The 21,194-nt window shown below is 43.4% G+C and carries 15 protein-coding genes and 1 tRNA gene; 6 read left to right on the plus strand and 10 right to left on the minus strand.

The annotated features are described in order from the left end of the window. Positions 1-5 precede the first annotated feature (5 nt). Together QE417_RS11565 and QE417_RS11570 are read left to right on the plus strand one after the other, a co-directional pair. Positions 6-1,079 carry a ligase-associated DNA damage response exonuclease gene (locus QE417_RS11565; RefSeq protein ID WP_311950068.1) on the plus strand — a complete coding sequence of 358 codons (1,074 nt, stop codon included), beginning with the start codon at positions 6-8 and terminating at the stop codon, positions 1,077-1,079. Next, positions 1,076-2,698 (plus strand): ATP-dependent DNA ligase, encoded by a 1,623-nt coding sequence (locus QE417_RS11570; protein WP_311950071.1) that lies wholly within the window; start codon positions 1,076-1,078, stop codon positions 2,696-2,698. The genes QE417_RS11565 and QE417_RS11570 overlap by 4 nt, the downstream gene beginning before the upstream one ends. A 6-nt stretch (positions 2,699-2,704) precedes the next feature. Here the strand turns inward: QE417_RS11570 and QE417_RS11575 are convergent, their stop codons facing one another. Continuing rightward, the gene (locus QE417_RS11575; protein ID WP_311950074.1) at positions 2,705-3,193 is read right to left on the minus strand and encodes a DUF421 domain-containing protein; all 489 of its coding nucleotides are present in this window, start codon (positions 3,191-3,193) and stop codon (positions 2,705-2,707) included. 176 nt (positions 3,194-3,369) lie between these two features. On the opposite strand from QE417_RS11575, the gene QE417_RS11580 reads away from it, so the two are divergent. Then, positions 3,370-4,182, plus strand: coding sequence for a TerC family protein (locus tag QE417_RS11580; protein ID WP_311950076.1), 813 nt, complete (start codon positions 3,370-3,372; stop codon positions 4,180-4,182). Between the two features lie 88 nt (positions 4,183-4,270). Here QE417_RS11580 and QE417_RS11585 read toward each other — a convergent pair whose 3' ends face one another. Further along, positions 4,271-5,977 (minus strand): M28 family peptidase, encoded by a 1,707-nt coding sequence (locus QE417_RS11585; protein ID WP_311950077.1) that lies wholly within the window; start codon positions 5,975-5,977, stop codon positions 4,271-4,273. A 189-nt stretch (positions 5,978-6,166) separates the two neighbouring features. On the opposite strand from QE417_RS11585, the gene QE417_RS11590 reads away from it, so the two are divergent. Both QE417_RS11590 and QE417_RS11595 read left to right on the plus strand, forming a co-directional pair. After that, entirely contained in the window at positions 6,167-6,466 is a 300-nt protein-coding gene (locus tag QE417_RS11590) for a carboxypeptidase-like regulatory domain-containing protein (RefSeq protein ID WP_311950078.1), read from the plus strand. A gap of 164 nt (positions 6,467-6,630) precedes the next feature. Then, positions 6,631-8,613: a TonB-dependent siderophore receptor gene (locus QE417_RS11595; RefSeq protein WP_311954648.1), complete on the plus strand. Its 1,983-nt coding sequence runs from the start codon at positions 6,631-6,633 to the stop codon at positions 8,611-8,613. A 228-nt stretch (positions 8,614-8,841) separates the two neighbouring features. Here QE417_RS11595 and QE417_RS11600 read toward each other — a convergent pair whose 3' ends face one another. The 6 genes from QE417_RS11600 to metG form a co-directional block, all read right to left on the minus strand. Then, on the minus strand, positions 8,842-10,818 hold the full coding sequence (locus QE417_RS11600) for a RagB/SusD family nutrient uptake outer membrane protein (protein WP_311950080.1): 1,977 nt from the start codon (positions 10,816-10,818) through the stop codon (positions 8,842-8,844). A 19-nt stretch (positions 10,819-10,837) separates the two neighbouring features. Continuing rightward, a complete protein-coding gene (locus QE417_RS11605) occupies positions 10,838-14,275 on the minus strand; it encodes a SusC/RagA family TonB-linked outer membrane protein (RefSeq protein WP_311950083.1) in 3,438 nt (1,145 codons plus the stop codon). 153 nt (positions 14,276-14,428) lie between these two features. Beyond that, positions 14,429-15,412 (minus strand): FecR family protein, encoded by a 984-nt coding sequence (locus QE417_RS11610; protein WP_311950085.1) that lies wholly within the window; start codon positions 15,410-15,412, stop codon positions 14,429-14,431. A 146-nt stretch (positions 15,413-15,558) separates the two neighbouring features. Then, on the minus strand, positions 15,559-16,149 hold the full coding sequence (locus QE417_RS11615) for an RNA polymerase sigma-70 factor (protein ID WP_311950086.1): 591 nt from the start codon (positions 16,147-16,149) through the stop codon (positions 15,559-15,561). 385 nt (positions 16,150-16,534) lie between these two features. Further along, positions 16,535-16,606: transfer RNA gene (locus QE417_RS11620), tRNA-Arg, on the minus strand. A gap of 59 nt (positions 16,607-16,665) precedes the next feature. Then, positions 16,666-18,735 carry a methionine--tRNA ligase gene (gene metG, locus QE417_RS11625; protein WP_311950088.1) on the minus strand — a complete coding sequence of 690 codons (2,070 nt, stop codon included), beginning with the start codon at positions 18,733-18,735 and terminating at the stop codon, positions 16,666-16,668. A 39-nt stretch (positions 18,736-18,774) separates the two neighbouring features. Here metG and QE417_RS11630 point away from each other — a divergent pair, with 39 nt between their 5' ends. Next, the gene (locus tag QE417_RS11630) at positions 18,775-19,674 is read left to right on the plus strand and encodes a S66 peptidase family protein (protein ID WP_311950089.1); all 900 of its coding nucleotides are present in this window, start codon (positions 18,775-18,777) and stop codon (positions 19,672-19,674) included. Positions 19,675-19,728: 54 nt separating this feature from the next. Here QE417_RS11630 and QE417_RS11635 read toward each other — a convergent pair whose 3' ends face one another. Both QE417_RS11635 and QE417_RS11640 read right to left on the minus strand, forming a co-directional pair. After that, positions 19,729-20,022, minus strand: coding sequence for a RagB/SusD family nutrient uptake outer membrane protein (locus QE417_RS11635; RefSeq protein ID WP_311950090.1), 294 nt, complete (start codon positions 20,020-20,022; stop codon positions 19,729-19,731). Beyond that, positions 19,991-21,184, minus strand: a complete 1,194-nt coding sequence (locus QE417_RS11640) for a RagB/SusD family nutrient uptake outer membrane protein (protein WP_311950091.1) — start codon at positions 21,182-21,184, stop codon at positions 19,991-19,993. Before QE417_RS11640 ends, QE417_RS11635 begins: the two co-directional genes overlap by 32 nt. Positions 21,185-21,194 lie beyond the last annotated feature (10 nt).

Here is a 21,194-nt window from a genome sequence, read left to right on the forward strand (position 1 = left end):
AAGCTATGCCATTGCTCGAATTTACAGATAAAGGTATTTACTGCGCCGCCGGGAAGTTTTATATTGATCCCTGGCAGCCGGTTGACGATGCCGTTATCACCCATGCCCATGCCGACCATGCTTACGTTGGCCATAAGCGCTATCTGGCCCATCACCTGTCGCGCGAGGTGCTCTATTACCGCCTGGGCGACATACAGCTGCAAACCGTGGAATATGGCGAGAAAGTGATTAAAAACGGCGTAGAGATAAGTCTGTTCCCGGCTGGCCACGTCATAGGTTCGGCTCAGATACGGGTGGAGCACAAGGGCGAAGTATGGGTGGTTTCGGGCGATTATAAGACAGAAGATGATGGGGTTTGTACCCCTTTCGAGCCGGTAAAATGCCATCATTTTATATCTGAATGCACCTTTGGCATGCCCATTTACAAATGGAAACCGCAAGCCGAAATATTTGCCGATGTAAACCAATGGTGGGCCAATAACCTGCAAAACAACCTAGCTACGGTAATTGTAGGTTACTCACTGGGCAAGGCACAACGCATCCTCCAAAACCTCGATTTAAACATAGGCAACGTATACACCCACGGCGTAATCGAAAACACTAACGAGGCCCTGCGCCGCAACGGCATCGTACTCAACCCCACGCACCGCATAACCCAGGAATCGGCTAAGGATGAGGTGCGTAAGGGGATAATCATAGCCCCGCCATCATCGGTAGGCACCCCCTGGATGCGCAAGTTTGCACCCTATAGTTTTGGCTATTGTTCGGGCTGGATGGCCATACGCGGTGCCAAACGCCGCCGCGCCGCCGACCGTGGCTTTGTCATGAGCGACCATGCCGACTGGACCGGCCTCATCAGCGCCATCGACGCCACCCAATGCGAATCAGTATACTTAACCCACGGTTCTACTGCCAGTTTCTCCAAATACCTGGGCGAAATTGGCTTTGATGCCCATGAGGTGCATACTTTGTATGGTGGTGAGGAAGAGACCTCACCCCAGTCCTCTCCAGAGGAGAGGGAGTCAAGTAAGGAAGTCGCTTCCGCCTCAGGCGGAGAGGATTCAGGAGGGGTTATATGAAGTCATTTGCTCAACTCTTCACATCGTTAGACGAAACCAACAAAACCAACGAAAAAGTAAAGGTTTTGCGGGAGTATTTCGCCTGCGTGCCCGATACCGATAAAATGCACATGCTGGCGCTGTTTACCGGCCGAAGGCCTAAGCGGCAAATTAATTCAACGCAGTTCAGGCTGTGGGCTATTGAGGCGGCTAATATACCCGCCTGGCTATTTGAGGAAAGCTACCACGTAGTGGGCGACCTATCAGAAACAGTAGCCCTGCTCCTGCCCGATCATGAGCAAAGCAGCAGCAAAACCCTTACCGAATGGGTTGCCGAAATAAACGGTTTAAACAATAAAACCGAAGAAGAAAAGCACCACTGGCTACTACATTCGTGGGCATCGCTGGATGCGCAGGAGCGATTTGTATTTAACAAGATACTGATGGGTAGTTTCCGCGTGGGTGTGTCGCAAAACCTGGTTATTAAGGCCCTGGCCGATGTTGCCGGGCTGGATGGCGCTGTGCTAACCCACCGCCTGATGGGTAAATGGATGCCCGAAACCTATCAATACACCGAACTGGCACATGCTGATACCGCACTGGAAGACGTATCGCGACCGTATCCTTTCTTTTTGGCGTACCCGGTGCAAGAGACATCCGAAAAGCAAAAATCGCCCGAAGCCATGCAGGAGATTTTGGGCGATGCCCCCAATTGGCAGGCCGAGTGGAAATGGGACGGCATACGTGCCCAGCTCATTAAGCGCAACGGCGAAATATTCATATGGAGCCGTGGAGAAGATTTGGCAACCGATAAGTTCCCGGAGCTGCACGCTTTTTTACAGGAATTACCAGATGGCACCGTGTTAGATGGCGAGATATTGTCTTTTAAAAACGGGCTGCCCCTACCCTTTGCCGTATTGCAAACCCGCATTGGCCGTAAAACATTGAGCAAAAAAATACTGGAAGATGGCCCGGTAGCGCTGATTGCTTACGATTGTTTGGAATACGCAGGCGAAGACATCAGGTACAAAACCCAAACGGAGCGGAGGCAAATATTAGAAGGTTTACAAGCTACTACAGCTTACCCTGATGTATTTAATATTTCAGCATTGATCAACTTTGGCAGTTGGGATGAACTGGCCGAAATAAGGGAGCAATCGCGTGCCATGGTAGCGGAGGGTATTATGCTGAAACGCAAGGACGCTCACTACCAGGTTGGCCGTCGCCGGGGCGATTGGTGGAAATGGAAGATCGACCCACTTTCGATTGATGCCGTGATGATATATGCTCAGAAAGGGCACGGTCGCCGTGCTGATTTGTATACCGACTACACCTTTGCCGTATGGGATGGTGATAAGCTGGTGCCGTTTGCCAAAGCCTATTCGGGCTTAACGGATGCGGAAATCAATAAGGTTGATAATTTTGTAAAGCGCAACACGCTCGAAAAATTTGGCCCTGTGCGTACCGTAAAACCCGAATTGGTTTTCGAGATCGGGTTTGAGGGCATTAACAAGTCAAGCAGGCATAAATCGGGCGTTGCGCTCAGGTTTCCGCGCATATTACGCTGGCGGCATGATAAGCCTAAGGAAGAGGCCGACACCATTGAAACCCTGAAAGCGTTGCTGGGTGAGCAGGAATAACCCCCGTCAGGTATTGCGAATTACACTTACTTCGCCGTTGCTTTCCATGTATATTTCATGCACTTCTTCCAGTTTGGTGGCATTGCCTTTGGAGCGTACATCGCTCATAATATCCCTTTCGGTAAGCAGGCTGCGGGTTAGGTTGTGTTTATTTAGTTTACCATTTTGGTATAAGGGCATGCTCATTCCTTTAAGGTGCCTGTCTAAAAAACTACTTTTTATACAGGCATACGCCAATAACCGGTGCAAAACCACCAGCAAAAAGCCGCTGCAAATGGTTGCCCAAAACGGGGATGCTCCTACAATGGCCCTGCTTAATACAGCGCCCAGTATAATAACCAGTGTATTATCAAAGGCCGTACGCTTGCCAAACGTGCGCCTGCCCGAAATTCGTACCATAATCAGCGCCATAAAAAATACCACTACTGCGCGTATACACATTTGCAGCATAGCCAAATCCTGTCCGCTTCCAAACGCGTCTTGTATCAGTTTCATAAGTTTATAAATTGGGTTACAATATGTACGTATTATAACATAGTTGTGTTTATGCTGATGTAAAAAATATACCCAGTTTATGTTCGCTGCAGGATAATTAAAAAGAAAATCTCTGTTTAACGATTAATAGCTTACTTTTTATAATTTTAAGGCGCTTTACAAGCACTAAACACACTATGGACATTATTCACAAACTTTTGGGCGAGGACATACAAGCCGGCCTGCTAATTATTTTAAACCTTATTGTTATTGAAAGCTTACTCTCGGTAGATAATGCCGCCGTGCTGGCAACCATGGTGCTCGATCTCCCCAAAGAGCAACGAGAAAAAGCCTTGCGTTACGGTATCATCGGTGCCTATGTTTTCAGGGGTATTTGTTTGTTTTTGGCTGCCTGGCTGGTTAAAATATGGTGGCTGAAACCATTGGGTGGATTGTACCTGTTGTACCTTGCGTTTGATTACTTTAAGGGCAAAGCAGGGGGCGATAACGAAGAAGAAGCCGTTAACAAAAACGAAAGCTGGATATACAAATCAACCGTTGGCTTAGTGGGCAACTTTTGGGCTACCGTAGCCTTGGTTGAGGTGATGGACTTGGCTTTCTCTATTGATAACGTTTTTGCCGCCGTAGCCTTTACCGACCATGTTTTCCTAATTTACGTGGGCGTATTCATTGGTATACTGGCGATGCGTTTTGTAGCGCAGGCCTTTGTTAAACTGATGGAAAAATTCACCTTCCTCGAAACCATTGCCTTTATTGTAATTGGTGTATTGGGTATTAAACTTTCATCATCGGTGTACACCCATTTTGCGCCTCAAAGCCCGGTTGCTAAATTTTTAGAGGGAGAAAAAATGGACCTGTTTGTTTCGATATTTACCGTAGCTGTATTTATAATACCTGTATTAACTTCATTACTTTTCAACTTTCCTAAACGCCACACCATTGAGCCTGAGGTTGCCGAGAAAGCCGATGATGTTTTAGACAGAAGTTAAAATCATAAATAGAAAATAGAAGCAGCCGCTCCCTTTATCAGGAAGCGGCTGCTTTATTTAGTGGCAATATCTTATTTCAACCCTTCGTTCAGTTTTGTGTTAAGATTATTATTGATTGCTGTGCAGATGCAATGCGACTGGTTATGGCCGGGGTAACGCCTTCAACATTAATATCGGTCATTTTGCCTATAGCATCGGTATACCATTTGGCCCACACTTCAATTTTATGCTTTTCGTCGGCAGCCGGGGTACCGGCTTTTATGGCTTGTAAACCCAGTTTGTATTCGGTTTGAAGTCGGTCAGTTGCATTCTTCTCCAGCTCCGCAATCAAGGCCAGTGTGGTCGGCTGGTTGGCATCGGTAAGAGTGTAAGCCGTGGCCAAGGCACTCACACCTGTGTTTTTCAACTCCTGGGGCGAGACCATTTCCAGGCGGTCGGCATCGGTGTGGTAAAACACATCGGTGAAGTGCCACATCAATAGTCCCGGAATTTTGGCTTGCAAAAACGGGGTATGGTCGCTGCCTCCCTCAAAGGGATTGCTTTTAACTACCCAGCCATTGTCCTTGCCTTGTTGTTTACAGCGGTTAAGCACCAAATCATTAAAATAATGCGGAAACATATCGCTCTCCTTCAACACATCGCCGCCCCACTCGGTATGCTTGTCTTCGCCACGCGTCCATATGGCCGATGGGTCGGGCATCTTTTCGATCAGGAAACTGCCTCCGGTCTTGCTTACATCTTCGCCAACCATGTCCAGGCTCATGCCCCATTTAATACCTTTGGCGCGTTCGGTATCTTCTTTAATATATCTTGCTGTAGAGCTTATTTCCACACCCCATAAAAAGGTAATGGTGCGGGCAGGTTCAAACTTTTTTTGACCGACTAACTGCGCGGTTACCCGTGCCATTTCGGCCAGGGTACCTACACCGCTTGCATTATCGTTAGCACCGGGCTCCTGCACATGTGCGCTGAAAACAAAGCGCTCGTCGGGCTTATTACGGCCCCGTGCATTGGCTACCAATGTTAATTCTTTAGAGGTGTACATTTTGGTGGCAACATCCACATGCAACTTAACCACACCTTTTTGCAAGGCGACTTTCAAGCGTTCTTTGGCGGCATAGGAAAGTAAGATAGCGAGTTTGTTGCTCAAGGTATCCGGGTTTGATACCCGGCTGAATTGTATAGAATTTATATACTTTTCGGGCTGGGTATACGCAGGCATGCTGTAGCTCATAGCTCCCAAAGCACCATTTTTAATTGCAAGCTGATACACCATGCCAATGGAACCCTCGGCAAAAACAATCTTGTCTTTTATAGCGTTGGCATCGGGGTTTTTAAGGGCTGCTTTATCTAAATATACCACTTCGGCCGTTATACCGCCTTTAGGAGTGCTACCACAATTTATGGCCAGCATATTACGGTTGGTAGCAAACTTTAAAAGCGGCGTTTGCTCGCCCTCTATCCTTACCGTAGCATCAACCGGCTCCCACGCAGGTTGCTTAAGTTCACGGGTTTCCAGGCGATAGGTTAATGCGCCATCGGCCTCGCCCTTTACCTCTTTTTTATAACCTGCCTTTTGCAGTATTTTTTCTACCTCCAAAATACTCTCATTAAAACCCGAATTGCCCGGTACGCGCCAGCGTTTTTCAACAAACGCAACGGTTTTAAAGGCATCACCCTCAACAAAGGTTTTTTGTAAAAGAGGGTAGTAATTATCAATGGTGTTAGCATTTTTTTGCGACCAGGCAAAGCTTGTGTATAGTGCAAGAACTGTACAAATAAGGATTTTTTTCATGTAGCGAATCATCAAAAACAAGGTAATGATTAAAATCTTTCAAAGAATTATTTTTTTAAGTCACCTCATATTTTGATTTAACACATTTTACAAACCCGAACTTGTTTTTAATTATTCTAAATAAAATTTAATGAATCTCTAATGAGTTTATATATTTGCCGCCGATTAGAATTAGTCTAAATAATAATTATGATTCGACTTTACACAATTTTGCTTGCATTTCTGTTTCTTTCGGGTACAGTACTGGCCAATGATGAACTTGAAAAAAATGGCAGTATTAAAGGCCATGTACAAACCAGCGATGCTAAACCCGGTGCATTTGTAACAGTGAGCCTTAAAAACACTAAAAAAGGCACCATGACCGATGAGAATGGAAACTTCCGTTTGCATGGTGTTAAACCCGGTACGTATACCTTACGTATTTCACATATTGGGTTACAAACCGAAGAGCAAGAGATTAAGGTTGAGAAGGTAAACAAACCGAAGTAAATATTACGCTGCGCGAAGATGCTTCGCAGCTTACCGAGGTAGTAATATCGGGCGCTCACTCAAACAATACCAAACCGGTAAGAGTTGGCAAGGCAGGCTTACGCCCTTTAGATGTTCCGCAAAGCATTCAGATAATTGACAGCACCGTAATTGCCGACCAGCAAATTAATCGCCTTACCGATGTGATGAAAAACATAAACGGTGTTGCCCTGGGTGAAAACCGCGGTTCGGTAAACGAGAGCTTTTATGCCCGGGGTTACACCCTTGGTGCCAACAACGTATTAAAAAATGGTGCACGCACCTCTTTAGGTGGCTCAATTGAAGCCAGCACGCTCGAATCGGTTGAGGTAATGAAGGGCAGTGCGGCTTTGCTATATGGCGGTGTTACCGGCGGTGCCGTGGTTAACCTGGTAACCAAAAAACCGAAGTTTTATTGGGGCGGCGAAGTGAGTATGCGTGCAGGAAGCTATAACTTATACAAACCTACGGTTGACATTTACGGCCCCATCAGCAAAAAAATTGCGTTCAGGGTAATTGCCACTAAAGAAAATGCCGACAGCTACCGCGATGTTGTAACAACCGATCGCTTTTACATTAATCCATCGTTATTGTTCGACATCAGCAAAAAAACAGAATTATTACTGCAAGGTGATTACCTCAAAAGCAACTACACGCCTGATTTTGGTATAGGTACCGTTTTTGGAGGCCAGATACCTGATATTGGTAGGGGTGCTTTTTTAAATACCTCATGGGCTTACAACCATACTAAAACAAGTTCGGCACAGGCAAATTTAACGCACCGTTTTAACAACGTATGGAAACTGAATGTTATTGGTGCCTATCAAAGCTACTTCCGCAATTACTTTGGTGCCGAGCGCCCTCAGGGAGCTACAACCAACGGCGTAACCTCAAGTATATCAGCACGCGCATTAACCCGCTCAAGAAACCAGGAGTACACTTACAATCAGCAAATTAATTTAACCGGTAGTGCAAATACCGGCTTTATTAAGCATACATTTTTAGTGGGTGCCGATGCCGACCAGTCGCGCACAACATCGTATGGATTTAAATATGGCGATGCTGTAAATTCTCCAACTGCATTCAGCTATCCTACTTTCAACATTCTCGACCCAGCTACATATGCTACATCCGGAGATATTCCGTACACACGAATTTATCAAAATACTTTTACACCTATATATCGCATGGGTGCATTTGTGCAAGACCTTATTGAGCTATCAAACAAATTTAAAGTGCTGGCCGGCATCAGGTACACCTGGCAAAAACAACCGCGTGCAAGCACTTACAATGAAGATACCGATGCCACCACACTGGCAAACAACGGTATTGGCAAAGCCAAAGTTGATAAAGCCTTTTCGCCCAAAGTGGGTTTAATTTATCAACCTATTCCTACTACTTCGGTTTATGCAAGTTATGCCAACAACTTTACATCAAACACCGGGGTTGATGTTGGCGGCTCACCATTAGGTCCGTCAGTAATTGACCAGTACGAGCTTGGGGTTAAAAACGATTTACTAAACGGTAAATTATCGGTTAACGTTAGTGCTTACCGCATTATCAATAACCGGTTCACTCAAACAGCACAGTTTTTAGCCAATGGTACACCAAACTCCGACACTAATATTAAAGAGTTTAGCGGCAAAACTTCAAGCGATGGTGTTGAGGTTGATATAACCGGTCGCCCAACAAGCAACATATACTTTTTAGCAGGTTACGCATATAACTTTTTCCGTTATACCAGCACCCTGCCTAACGGCATAACCGAGGGCGAGCGTATTGTAGGTAGCATACCTCACACCGCAAATGGCACCGTATTCTACACCTTTAACCGAGGCAATTTACAGGGCTTAAAATTCGGCTTTTCAGGCTTTTTTACCGGTGCACGTAACAGTGGCTTTAATACACTTAAAACAGGCGCATCACGTGGCGCACCGGTTCATTTAGATAGCTATACTACCCTTGATATTTCGGCCGGTTACACCTTTAAAAGAAAACTTTCCTTATTGGCAAAGGTTTCAAACATAACCAACGAACTTAACTACCTTGTACACGAAAATTATAGCGTAAATCCAATTCCGCCTCGTATGGTATCGGCAACTTTATCTTACCGGTTCCAGGTTAGATAACGGTTTAAAACAGTTAAATAAAAAAGGCATTTCTGGTAACATGAATGCCTTTTTGCGTTGGACCATAGCGGTTAAAGAGCTAATAACTAATACATTTACTTTATACCCGCCATTATGCTAATTAATGCCCCTCAAATAATCTATTAAAAAAGCTGAAGAAATAAAAAAGCCCTGCCAGTTGTATTTGGCAGGACTAATTGTATTTATTAAAATATTACTATCTAAATATTACCACCCCGGATTTTGCTGTTCAGCCTTCTCAGCAGGTGTTAGCGGAGTTCCGTTTTTCTTGATGATATCTAAGTAAGACGTTTGCGGAATAGGTCGCAATAAATGTTTGGGAGCAACCGGCTGGGCTTCATCATTAAATACCGTAGCGCGTGTAATTAAAGTACGTGTGCGGGCTAAATCTTCCCATCGCATCATTTCACCTATTAATTCCCTTGAACGCTCGTTCAGTATAAAAGCAATAAACCTATCGCTATCCGAACTTACACCCAATTCAGTATAAAAATCACGTGGTGAGTTCAATACATCACCAATGCTGTTTAAGTGCATGGCACTTAATGTGCTGCTGGTTGCAGTATTTGGAATATTGTTTGATTCGTAGTAAGTATTGCGATCTGAAAATGATGAAGGCGATGCTTGATTTACTACCGAATTAGTACGATAAGCAATACCACCGTCAACATAAGCGCCGCGGTCTTCACCCTCGGTGTAGGCTGCGCGGTCTCGTACACGATTAAGATATGGTAGTGCTGCCGCATAATTACCTAAACGGCCATTTGCCTCGGCAGCTATCAAATAGGTTTCGGCCAGGCGGGCTAAAATGGCATCACGTTGCCCAAACTCTGAAGCTACAGCGTTGCGTGAGCCATCATGATATTTAGACAATGTTAAGTATTGGTTGACCGTATAGTTGCCATGTCCGCCTCTGTAATTCAGTGGCTGCCCGTTAAAGTAACGTACGTACATTAAAGGTGCCCTGAATTTAATATTGTCAGCAGTGTAGCGGGTATCTCCGGCACTGTTTACAATATATAAAATAGATTGCTGGTTTGCCGTAAATTTTGGCTGCCCAATTTGTGCTGGTGTAGGTGCCGTAGCTGCATCCCACCTGGGGGCAGTACTTGGGTTATTACAGGCATAGCTGGTTTTAAAACTTTTCCAGAAACGTGAATCGTTGGTGCGATCATACACATCCATGGCATATTCAGTTGAACGTAGTCGTTGAAACTCGCGACCGCCAGCCAAATCACGCGTCATACCAGGCAATGATTGATATATGGAAGGAAAATACAGGTGCGTACGATTGCCGTAACGCCCAGCAGTAGAAGAATTATTCGAAAATTCGGCCGACAGGATGATTTCACTATTTGTTTCATTAGCCCCGTCTGGGGTGGTAAAGTTCCATAAGTCGCGGAAGTTAGTAGCAAGGCTATGACGGCCCGAGTTAATAACCAGATCAGCATATCTTATTGCCTCCTTTAAATCATTTTCTTTGGTTGAAGCATTCCATGCGTTATTCATTTCACTGGCCCGGTACAGGTACGCTTTAGCCAGGTAATGCGCAGCAGCCCATTTGGTGATGCGGCCACGCTCGGCAGGGGTTGGAGGTAAAAGATTGTAAGCTTGAGTAAAATCGGCTATGATCTGTGTCCATACTTCCTGAGCCGATGCACGTGTAAACTCCTCAACAATACCCGGTGTAGTTGCCAGTTTTAATGGCACGCCTCCAAACTGGTTAACAAGCTTAAAATAGTCAAACGCACGCATAAAGTGACCTTCGCCAAGGCGGGTATCTTTGTTGGCACCTGTATAATAAACCGGCACATTTTCAATCATGATATTGGCCGAATTGATGTTGCCGTAACAGTTATCCCAAATAGTTGCTACATCACCGTTAAGTGTGTTAAAACTGGCATCGTAAGAGTTTAAAAACTGCCTGATGCGGTCGCCGCCTACGCAAAACTCGTCTGTACCATATTCGGTTGTCGAATATCCCCATTCATTGTTATAAGAAAACCTTAAAAACTGGTACATACCAATTGAGAGCCCATCTAAACCAAAAGTGGTTTGAAAATCAGCTGTGGTTAATGAGGTAATTCTTTCTTCATCTAAAAAACTCTTTTTACAAGATGTAGGGGCAGTAAGTAAACCAGCTACTGCCAAAGTACTATATATAAATTTGTTAATTCTTTTCATAACTCAAATACATTTTACATTAAAAGCCAACATTCAAGCCCATTACAAATCCTCTGTTAAAAGTCGATCCGCCCAGATCCGGATCTATCCAGTCAATTTTAGAGTACAATAGCCCCGGATTTAATGCCTGTGCATAAACCTTAACCCTTGACAGGCCGAGCGATTTTGTTACCTTGGCAGGCAGAAAATAACCCAGTGTGATGTTACGTATTTTTATAAAAGAGCCATCCTGGTAGTTCATTGAGCTTACAAATGGATCGCCGGAGGCGTTGCCATTGTTAGGTGCCGGATAGTCGTTAGTTGGGTTAGTTGGTGTCCAGTAATTAACTACACGTTGCGCAAAACGGCCTTGCAAGTTTTCGGCCCCGGTACGCAAAATAAAGTTCCAGCGTGCATAAATGAAGGTTGACAGCTCAACACCCTTATAGTTAAAGGTATTGGTAATACCACCAGTCCAGCTGGGCGTAGCACTGCCACGAAAAACACGGTCGCTGTTGGCATCTATCTTATAGTCGCCATTTACGTCACGTACCTTGATACTACCCGGAAAAAATTGCCTTACTCCACCATTGGCATCTGTAAATTTTTTCATTTCGGCCTGGTCCTCCAGGTTATCCTGCCAAATACCTACCTTTTCAAAGTCATAATAAGTTGATAAACGCTCTCCTATAAACCAAAGGTTCGCCACATCATTTATCTTACCTAAACTCAGTTCGGTAATTTTATCTCTACTGGCGCTAAAATTCAGTGTGGTATTCCAGGTAAAGTTTTTGTTTTTGATGTTTACAGTGCTCAGGTTAATTTCAAAGCCCCTGTTAGAGGTTTTACCAACGTTGTCATATGATTCGGCATAGCCATTTATTGACGGGATTCTTTTGCGTAACAATAAATCAGAAGTGCGGCTAAAATATACATCTATTGAACCACTGATGCGGTTGTCTAAAAAGCCATAATCTAAACCAAAGTTATATTGTGTAGTGCGCTCCCAGCCCAAAAATTTATTAGGGAATGGAATTGGATTGGCTAATGATGGATCGGAAGATACGTAACCCGGCTGTACCGATGTACCATAAGTATAGTATAAAGGCTGCAGGTTGCCTAAAGTAAGGTAAGGGTCAATAGCGGCATTACCTACCGAACCTACACCTGCTCTTAGTTTTAACTGATCGATCCAGTTATATTGTTTAATAAAATCTTCCTGATCAATTCTCCAGGCTAACGAAGCCGATGGAAAGAAATCCCATTTATTGCCTTCGGATAATTGTGTGGCACCATCCCAACGACCAAATGCTGTTAACACATATTTGTTGTTAAATGTGTAATTAACACGGGCCATGTAAGAGTTAAGGCGGGTATCTGTTAAATTACTGCCGTACCTGAACAAATTAGGAACCGAATTAAGCTGATACCATAACTGGCTTGGGAAGGGCAGGTTTTGGGCCACCATGTTTGATGACTCTTCGCGGAAGGAATTGGAGCTTTGCAGTAAAGTTACACCAAAATCATGCTTGCCCAATGATTTATTGTAATAGATTAAGTGGTCCAATGTCCATGCAAGGCGGGTATTTTGCAATAGCTGCGCCTGATCTACTGCTCCGGCCTGACCAGCACCCTGGTTAATTGAACGGCGGTCGGCATATTGACCGTTGTTGGCATTGTAAAAATCAGGCCCAAATTGAATACGATATTTTAATCCTTTAAATGGCGTAATTTCAGCATAAAAAGATCCTAAACCACGTGCTATTTTACGCAGGTTTATGTTATACTTATCTTCACCAATAGGGTTTTGAATATTTACATCGCCACCCGGCAAGTTAATACGATTTCCATTTGCATCAAACGGTACTGCGTACGGTAATTGGCCTTGTGCTGCAAAATAGAGGTTATTGGGTCCGGTTGCGTTTGCGGTGATAAAACCAAAGTTTTGTTTAGCATAACTGGCATTAATACTGCCACCCATACTAAACCATTTTGTAGGGGTTACATCAACACTTACTTTAGTGCTATAACGGGTATAATCCTGTCCTAATTGAGTGCCGTCCTGGTGTAAAAAGCCAAATGAGGTGTAGGCTTTAATCTTATCGGTACCACCACTTACACTCAATACATGATCTTGCGTTACACCAGTTTTTTTCACCATGTCGGTCCAATTGGTGGTTTGCAGCAAGCTGGGATCATATGTGCCGCTTTGCCATGCACGGGCAATGTTCTCCTGGGCATATGGGTCATTACCAAATATACGTCTGTCATCAGCCAATGTTGGTATAAGCGGGTAGGTTGAATTAGGATTAACAGTAAGCGGATCTGTGGGCTTCCTGGTTAACGGATACAAATACCCTATACGCCGGTAAGCATCACGCCTAAATTCAATGTACTGTGGCGCGTCCATCATATTTATGCGATCGTTCAGGGTTTCAACAGTAACTGTTCCAACATAATCCATTGCCATACGACCATTTTTACCTCGCTTAGTGGTTACCAATATTACACCATTAGCACCGCGCGAACCATATACAGCGGTAGCAGATGCATCTTTTAAAATGTCGATTGACTCTATATCGTTAGGGTTAATGGTTTCAATACCAGCTGTACGTAAATCCAGCGGAATACCATCAACTACATAAAGAGGGTTATTATTGGCTGTTAACGAACGTACCCCCCTGATGCGTACCTGGCCAATCTCACCAGGGCGTTCGTTCGAAGTTATATCTACGCCTGCAGCCTTGCCTTGTATAGCCTGAAGGGCGTTGGCTACCGGCCTTGAGCGTATTTCTTCGGCGTTAACACTAACTACCGATGAGGTAACATCCGAACGGCGTACCACGTTGTAACCAACTACAACAACCTCGCTTAAATTGCTGGGCTGGGTAATCAGTTTAATATTGATAGTGGTTTGGCTGCCAACAGCTATTTCCTGGGTAGTAAAGCCAACGTATTTTACAATTAGTATGGCACTGGCATCAGGTACATTTAAAGTAAAATTACCTTGTGCATCAGTTAATGTACCCGTAGTTGTACCTTTAATGGTTACGCTTACACCAACCAGTTCTTCACCTTTATCGCTCACTATTTTACCATTAATAGGTATGGCTTGCTTTAAAGCCTCAGGCGCTGCTGTTTCAGTTTTTTCAGTAACTGGCCTTTTATTGCTCAGTACAATACGATCATTAATTAGCTGATAAGCTATTTGTTGGGGTAATATATTATTAAGCACCACATCTAACCGTTGATTAGTAGCCTGGTAATTAATTTTAGTATCGGTTTTTATAATACTTTTACTGTAAACAAACTTTACGTTTGCCGATTGCTCGATAACTTTCAGTGCTCTGTCCAAATTAGGTTCCTGGATGTTTACACTGACCACCTTGTCGAAAATTTGAGCATGGCTGCTCTTGGCGTAAGTAACGGCAGAAAGAATTAGTGAAATAAGTAGCTGACTGAAGGTTATTCTCATCATTCTAAAGCAGTTACCCGGGTTAAGCAAATTGTACTGCATACATTAATGGTTTGTTGATTATAAATTGGTTAATAGGACAAGTACAGCCACAATGACACGCACAGATCAGGCTGATTAAATCTTTATTTTAAATACTTTATTAGGTTTTCTATTCTAATTGGATTGAAATTCAAACACGCCATTGGCATTTATATGGTAGCTTGCATTTACTGATTGTTGTATCATATCCAATATGGCGGGCAGGTTTTGGTCAGTAAAATCACCTGTGAATATTAAGTTGTTAAGCTTTGCATCGCTGCTATGTATGCTTATATCAAAGTTTTTACTCAGCGCTGTAAATACCTGATTCAAGCGTGCATCGTTAAACGAAAGCGAGGTTTTATGCCAGATACGCATTTCGGCTTTAATACTGCTACCTGATTTTTTTACCAAAATAGCATGATTCAGCAATGTGGCTTTTTGGTTAGGTAAAAGCATGACCGATTTAGCCGAATTACGTTCGTGTACTGATACTTTGCCGGTAACTACGGTTACTTCTTCGGGGCTGTTTTTAAAAGCCCGCACCCTAAAACTGGTTCCCCAAACCTTTGTTGTTATATCATTACTTTTGATGATGAAAGGGTGGGCTTTATCCTTAGTTACTTCAAAAAATGCTTCGCCTTGTAGCTTTACTTCGCGATAATGCCCGACAAAGTTTTTGGGGTATGTTAATGTGCTTTTAGGACTAAGCCAAACCACACTATGGTCAGGCAGGTTTTTTTTAACAATACCACTGTTATTATTGTAGTAAACCAGTTGCAGGCTTGCTGTATGCTGCACTTTTGGTAAAGCAGGTTGATTACCTATTAATTTTACAATAATTAATATCAAAGCAGCCATGCTACTGGTTGCACCTAACATCCAATACAGGGTGCTTTTATACGAACGGGCCTGTCCTTCATCTTCCTTTTGAGCCTTGCTTTGCTTATATCTTTCGTAAATTGATTGCCGGATGTTTTCCTGATCCTGAATACTCATATCTCCGAATGGATCAGGTTCATTAGAAAAATTTTTATACCAGTCATTTACAGCGCTTCTTTCTTCGGCAGTACACTGGTTACGCAAATACTTCTCAATAAGGTGCGGAGTAATCTTCATATCATAATTTTGTATCAGAAAATAAGTTTTCGATATAATTGGTTACAGAGAAGACAATCCTGAAACAGATAACCCTTGCTCTGTCTCAAAAAAAAATTGACAGGCAAGGGTTAATAAAAAATCGGATAAATAAAAAAGAAGTATTGTTAATTGAAAAGAACGATTACTGTTGCCACCAAAACCTCGATACTCAAACGTAGTTTCTTAATAGCTTTACTTAAATGCCCTTCAACCGTTTTCTCGGATATGCCCAGTGTTTGCGCAATTTCTTTATTAGATTTATTTTGAACACGGCTCAATTCAAACACCGAGCGGCACTTAATAGGGAGCTGGCTAACCTGGTATTTAATAATATTGTTTAATTCATGCAAACTTATCCACTCCTCAGTAGAGTTGTGATAGACAGGATTATGAATTATGTTTAAGTTCAAAATATTGTCGGCCAAAGTCATGCGGCGGCTTTCTTTTGCAAAATAGTTAAGCACCAAATGCTTCACCGACATGTAAACGTAACCTTCGAATGTTGACTGGATATTAATTTTTTTACGGTTAGCCCAAAAATTGGTCAAAAAGTCTTGTACAATTTCCTCGGCAACTTCGCGGCTTTTAACCCGTTTATAAGCAAACGAATATAGGCTGCGCCAATACCGGTTATACACTTCCTCAAAGGCAGCCTCATTATCTGATTTAATCAGTTCTAATAATTGTATGTCGTTCAGATTACTTAGGCGAAGCATATTGAGCTTAATGGTTTATATCAACCTATCCGGTTATTTTGCATCATCTATGCGCTTATAACATTGTGCATTAGGACAGCAAGCAATATTGGTTGTAAAAAAAATTAATTAATTGGCAAACGAACGTAATTATATTTTTTTCAATCACCATCCTGTAGTGTCATGTACAAAATTCATCATGACAGATGGCGACAAAACACAAACACCTGTTTAATAACTTAATAGCTACTAATAGCTATTGTAACCATTATTCATTACCCACCAAAATCAATCATTTTTTGCTAATGAAAGTTAATATATAAAAATCAGCTCCTACAAACTCGCCCTATAATTTTACCCATTAAGCAAAAAACGCAGCTCTCATATACGAAAACTGCGTTTTTAGTACCCCCGACGAGAATCGAACTCATATCTAAAGTTTAGGAAACTTCTATTCTATCCGTTGAACTACAGGGGCAGATAATTGTGCAAATGTGCAATTTTTTTGTGATTGCACATTTGCTTAATCCATATTTATTATCGTATTACCGAACCATTATGCATGCCCTCACTCGTGGGTGCTACAAAGCTCAGTACACCTTCGGCATTTTCGGCCATCAGTATCATACCTTGCGACATGATGCCTTTAATTTCCCTTGGCTCGAGGTTTACCAGTATGCTAACCTGTTTGCCAATAATAGCTTCCGGCTCAAAATATTCGGCAATGCCCGATACCACCGTACGTTCATCCAAACCAGTATCAATGGTAAGTTTTAACAGCTTCTTGGTTTTGGCAACCTTTTCGGCAGTTAAAATGGTGCCGGTGCGTATATCCATGGCGGCAAACTGCTCGTAATTAATATTAGCCTTAGCCGGAATTAATGCCGAAACAGGCTCAACCGCAGGCAACTCAATCGACTGCTTTTTGCTGATGAGTTTTTGCACTTGCTTTTCAATCAGCTCGTCCTCAATTTTTTCAAACAGTAACGATGCTTCACGCAATTGGTGACCGTTGGTAAATACCACTTCCTCATTAAAGTAAATGCTATCAGCGGACCAGTTAAGCATGGTTAATATCTTTTGTGCAGTACCCGGTAAAAATGGCTGTAAGCAACTGGCAATATGACCAATTAATATCAAACAATTATGCAGGGCTTCACGAGCGCCTTCCGGGTTGGTTTTAATGGTTTTCCATGGTTCCTGCTCGGTTAGATACCGGTTACCCAAGCGGGCAATTTCCATAACGGTTTGTTGCGCCTGGCGGAATTTGTAGCTCTCAAAACTTTGCTCCAGTTCATCATAAAGCTTGCCTAATTGCTCATTCAGTGCAGCATCAGTAAGTTTAATCTGGCCCGATGCATCTTCAACTTTACCATCAAAAAACTTGTGCATCAGTATCATTACCCGGTTAACCAGGTTGCCTAATATGGCTACCAGTTCGTTATTAACGCGTGCTTGGTAGTCTTTCCAGGTAAACTCGCTGTCGGCAGTTTCTGGTGCAATAGCGGTGAGGTAATAGCGCAGCTCGTCAACCTTGGTAGGGAAATCTTCCAGGTAGTCGTGCATTTCGATGCTCCAACCACGGCTGGTCGACATTTTATCGCCCTCCAGGTTCATAAATTCATTGGCCGGTACGTTATCAGGCAATATGTATTCGCCATGTGCCTTTAGCATAGCCGGGAACACGATACAGTGGAATACAATATTATCCTTACCGATGAAATGCACCAGCTTGGTTTCGTTGTCCTGCCAGTACAGTTTCCAGTCTTTATTATGATCTAAAGCCCATTGTTTGGTGGCCGATATATATCCTATCGGTGCATCAAACCAAACGTAAAGCACTTTACCATCGGCACCATCAACGGGTACTTTAATACCCCAGTCTAAATCGCGGGTTACTGCGCGTGGGTGCAAGCCACCGTCTATCCAGCTTTTACATTGTCCGTATACGTTGGTTTTCCAGTCTTTAGCGTGGTCTTTCAATATCCACTCACCCAACCAGCTTTCATACTTATCTAAAGGCAGGTACCAGTGTTTGGTTGGGCGCTTAACGGGCTTATTGCCACTTAGGGTCGAACGCGGGTCGATCAGTTCATCAGGGCTCAGTGAGCTTCCGCATTTTTCACACTGATCGCCGTAGGCATTTTCGTTGGCACACACCGGGCAGGTACCTATAATGTAACGATCGGCCAAAAACGCGCCGGCCTGCTCATCATAATATTGTTCCGATTCCTTTACCTCAAAATCGCCGGCATCATTCATCACCTTAAAAAACTCCTGGGCGGTTTCATGATGAATAGGCTCGCTGGTGCGGTGATAAATATCGAACGAAATGTTCAGCTTATCGAAGCAGTATTTGATAAGTTCATGATATTTATCGATGATAGCACGCGGCGTAGTACTTTCTTTCATGGCCTGGTTGGCAATGGCAGTGCCGTGCTCGTCTGATCCGCATACAAACACCACATCGCGCTTTTTAAGGCGCAGGTAGCGGGCATACAAATCGGCCGGAATGTAAGCACCGGCAAGGTGACCAATATGTTTTGGGCCGTTGGCATAAGGTAATGCCGCAGTTATGGTATATCGTTTATATTTTTGAGCTTCCAAAATTGTAATTCTCTTTCTTTATTTTGCAAAGATAACATTATGAGCATAACTCCCCCACACCTGCAAAAAGGCGATCGTGTAGCCATTGTTTGTCCGGCTAAAAAATTGCCTAAACCCATGGATGATGCCGTCACTCTTTTACAATCATGGGGCTTGGAAGTAGTTTTAGGGCAAACCGTAACAGCAAGCCATAACCAGTTTGCCGGCGACGATAACCTCCGCGCTGCCGACCTGCAGCAATATATAAACGATGACAGTATAAAAGCCATTTTTGCTGCCCGTGGGGGCTATGGTACGGTGCGGATTATTGATAAGATAGATTTTAGCCGCTTAGCCACTCATCCAAAATGGATAATAGGTTTTAGTGACATTACCGTGCTGCACGCGCATCTGTCGCGAAACTTTGGATTAGCAACCATACACGGGCAAATGCCTATTAACATTCCCGATGCCACAGCAACCTCAGTTGAAACATTGCGCAGGGCTTTGTTTGGCGAAGAATTAAGCTATGAGATAGAACCCAACCCGCTTAATCGCATTGGTGAAGGTAGCGGCCAACTCATAGGCGGCAACTTGTCTATTCTTATATCGGTGCTGGCATCAGCATCTGATTACAATTATGATGGCAAAATATTATTTATTGAAGATGTAGGCGAATATCTCTACTCGATAGACCGTATGATGTATACCCTTAAACGCGCAGGAAAATTAAAAAATCTGGCAGGTTTAATTGTAGGTGGATTTACCGATTTAAAAGATAACGACATTCCGTTTGGACAAACGGCGCAGGAAATCATCAAGGCTATTGTTGAAGAGTATGATTACCCGGTTTGCTTTGGCTTTCCGGCGGGACATGTGAGTGACAATCACGCGATTTTGTTGGGTAAAACCGTTTGGTTGCAAGTTGCATCTAACGAGGTTTCTGTAAAATATAAGTAACAAAAAAGGCCGGAAGCAAATGCTCCCGACCTCATTTTGAAAACTATAAATTAATTAATTATTACTTCCACCTATCAAGGCATTATACTGCAACTCAGAGTTTGAGATTGGCCAGATATAAGAGCCAGAAGCTGGAGGAGTAGGAGACGTTATAGAGCCGCGTGCAGGAAAAGGTAAATTAAGGCGCGAAAGATCAGTACCTCTTAAACCTTCACCCAAAAACTCGATGTTTCTTTCGGTTAATATCAGATCGGCCAAGGCAGCGTTATTAGCTGGCGCAAAAGTGGTAGTTGCGTCAGAGCGTTGCCTTACTGCATTAAGCAGTGCTAAAGCCTGTACATCGGGCACAGCTGTAGCGGCGCCACACCCTTGCTTTTGCTTCGGCCAGGTTTAGCAATACTTCGGGCCATCTCATAACAGGTGCCCAATCGGTATAAGGAGAGGGTGTAGCATATTTTTTTGTAAAACCACGGGTTCCGGTGCCCACCAATATGCGGCGTTTATCGGTAGCTTTCCAATCGGTATTGGCAACTATACCTGCCGGGTTTAAATAAAACTCGCCCGAACCAGCCTGGTTAAAGTAAGAACCTAACTGGCTTTGACCACCCGGCACCTCAGTACTACCCTGGAAAGGGAACGAAAATATCGACTCAGGGGTAATGTAGTTGGTAAATGGTGTAGCTGGGTCTGGTTGCATAGCATTTGCATAATTAGCACTTGCTGCAAATGTTGGCCCTGTTGCAGGTACAATTTTATTAGCCTCACTTATAACCTTATCATACTGTTGCATACTTAAATATACCCGTGTTTTAAATGCAATAACGGTGTTCTTATGCGCACGGGTGGTAGTGGTAGCAGCATCAGCATAAGATGCCGGCAAAGCTGTTTCTGCTGCGTCCAGATCAGCTATAATTTGTGCATAAACCTGTGCTGTACTGCTTTTAGCCAAATCATAATTTCCAAAGCTCGAAGCACCTTTTAAACGCAATGGCACAGCAGGTTTACTGCCATTACCGTCAACATAAGGGCGTGCATATAACTGCAATAAGCTATAATAAGAAAGTGCCCTAACAAACCGGGCTTCACCAATATATTGGTTACCTGTAGTAGATCCTACCACAGCATTGCCGTACTGAGTCATACCCTCAATAAACAAGTTGCAATAGTTAATAGTGTTGTAAGCGGCACCCCAAAAACCGGTTACTTCCTGGTTTCCGCTATTTACCGAAAAGTTCCAGGTTTGCAGTGCTGTAACACCGTTACCGGTACGGTTTAGCCAGTTTTCGCCTCTAACCTCATTGTATATCATGTAGCGGCTTCCATAAAAGTTACCTGCTTTAGCAGTAGAGTATAAGCCCCTAACCTGTGCCAATATACGATCGGCAGTGGCAAATGGCTGCCCGTCCTGGTTAGAAACTTGTGTTTCAGATGTTGGGCTGAGCAATGATTTTTGGCATGAATAGTTTGCCATTACAGCAACACTAAACAAGTATAATATCTTCTTTTTCATTGTTTTAAAA

The sequence above is a fragment of the Mucilaginibacter terrae genome (genome assembly GCF_031951985.1).
GTDB lineage: Bacteria > Bacteroidota > Bacteroidia > Sphingobacteriales > Sphingobacteriaceae > Mucilaginibacter > Mucilaginibacter terrae_A.

Excerpts from the sequence above, each read along its gene's own strand:
- QE417_RS11615 (WP_311950086.1), bottom strand. The coding sequence starts at position 16,149 with ATGCTTCGCCTAAGTAATCTGAACGACATACAATTATTAGAACTGATT.
- QE417_RS11630 (WP_311950089.1), top strand. The coding sequence starts at position 18,775 with ATGAGCATAACTCCCCCACACCTGCAAAAAGGCGATCGTGTAGCCATT.
- QE417_RS11600 (WP_311950080.1), bottom strand. The coding sequence starts at position 10,818 with ATGAAAAGAATTAACAAATTTATATATAGTACTTTGGCAGTAGCTGGT.
- QE417_RS11585 (WP_311950077.1), bottom strand. The coding sequence starts at position 5,977 with ATGAAAAAAATCCTTATTTGTACAGTTCTTGCACTATACACAAGCTTT.
- QE417_RS11575 (WP_311950074.1), bottom strand. The coding sequence starts at position 3,193 with ATGAAACTGATACAAGACGCGTTTGGAAGCGGACAGGATTTGGCTATG.
- QE417_RS11610 (WP_311950085.1), bottom strand. The coding sequence starts at position 15,412 with ATGAAGATTACTCCGCACCTTATTGAGAAGTATTTGCGTAACCAGTGT.
- QE417_RS11580 (WP_311950076.1), top strand. The coding sequence starts at position 3,370 with ATGGACATTATTCACAAACTTTTGGGCGAGGACATACAAGCCGGCCTG.
- QE417_RS11605 (WP_311950083.1), bottom strand. The coding sequence starts at position 14,275 with ATGATGAGAATAACCTTCAGTCAGCTACTTATTTCACTAATTCTTTCT.
- QE417_RS11565 (WP_311950068.1), top strand. The coding sequence starts at position 6 with ATGCCATTGCTCGAATTTACAGATAAAGGTATTTACTGCGCCGCCGGG.
- QE417_RS11570 (WP_311950071.1), top strand. The coding sequence starts at position 1,076 with ATGAAGTCATTTGCTCAACTCTTCACATCGTTAGACGAAACCAACAAA.
- QE417_RS11640 (WP_311950091.1), bottom strand. The coding sequence starts at position 21,184 with ATGAAAAAGAAGATATTATACTTGTTTAGTGTTGCTGTAATGGCAAAC.
- QE417_RS11590 (WP_311950078.1), top strand. The coding sequence starts at position 6,167 with ATGATTCGACTTTACACAATTTTGCTTGCATTTCTGTTTCTTTCGGGT.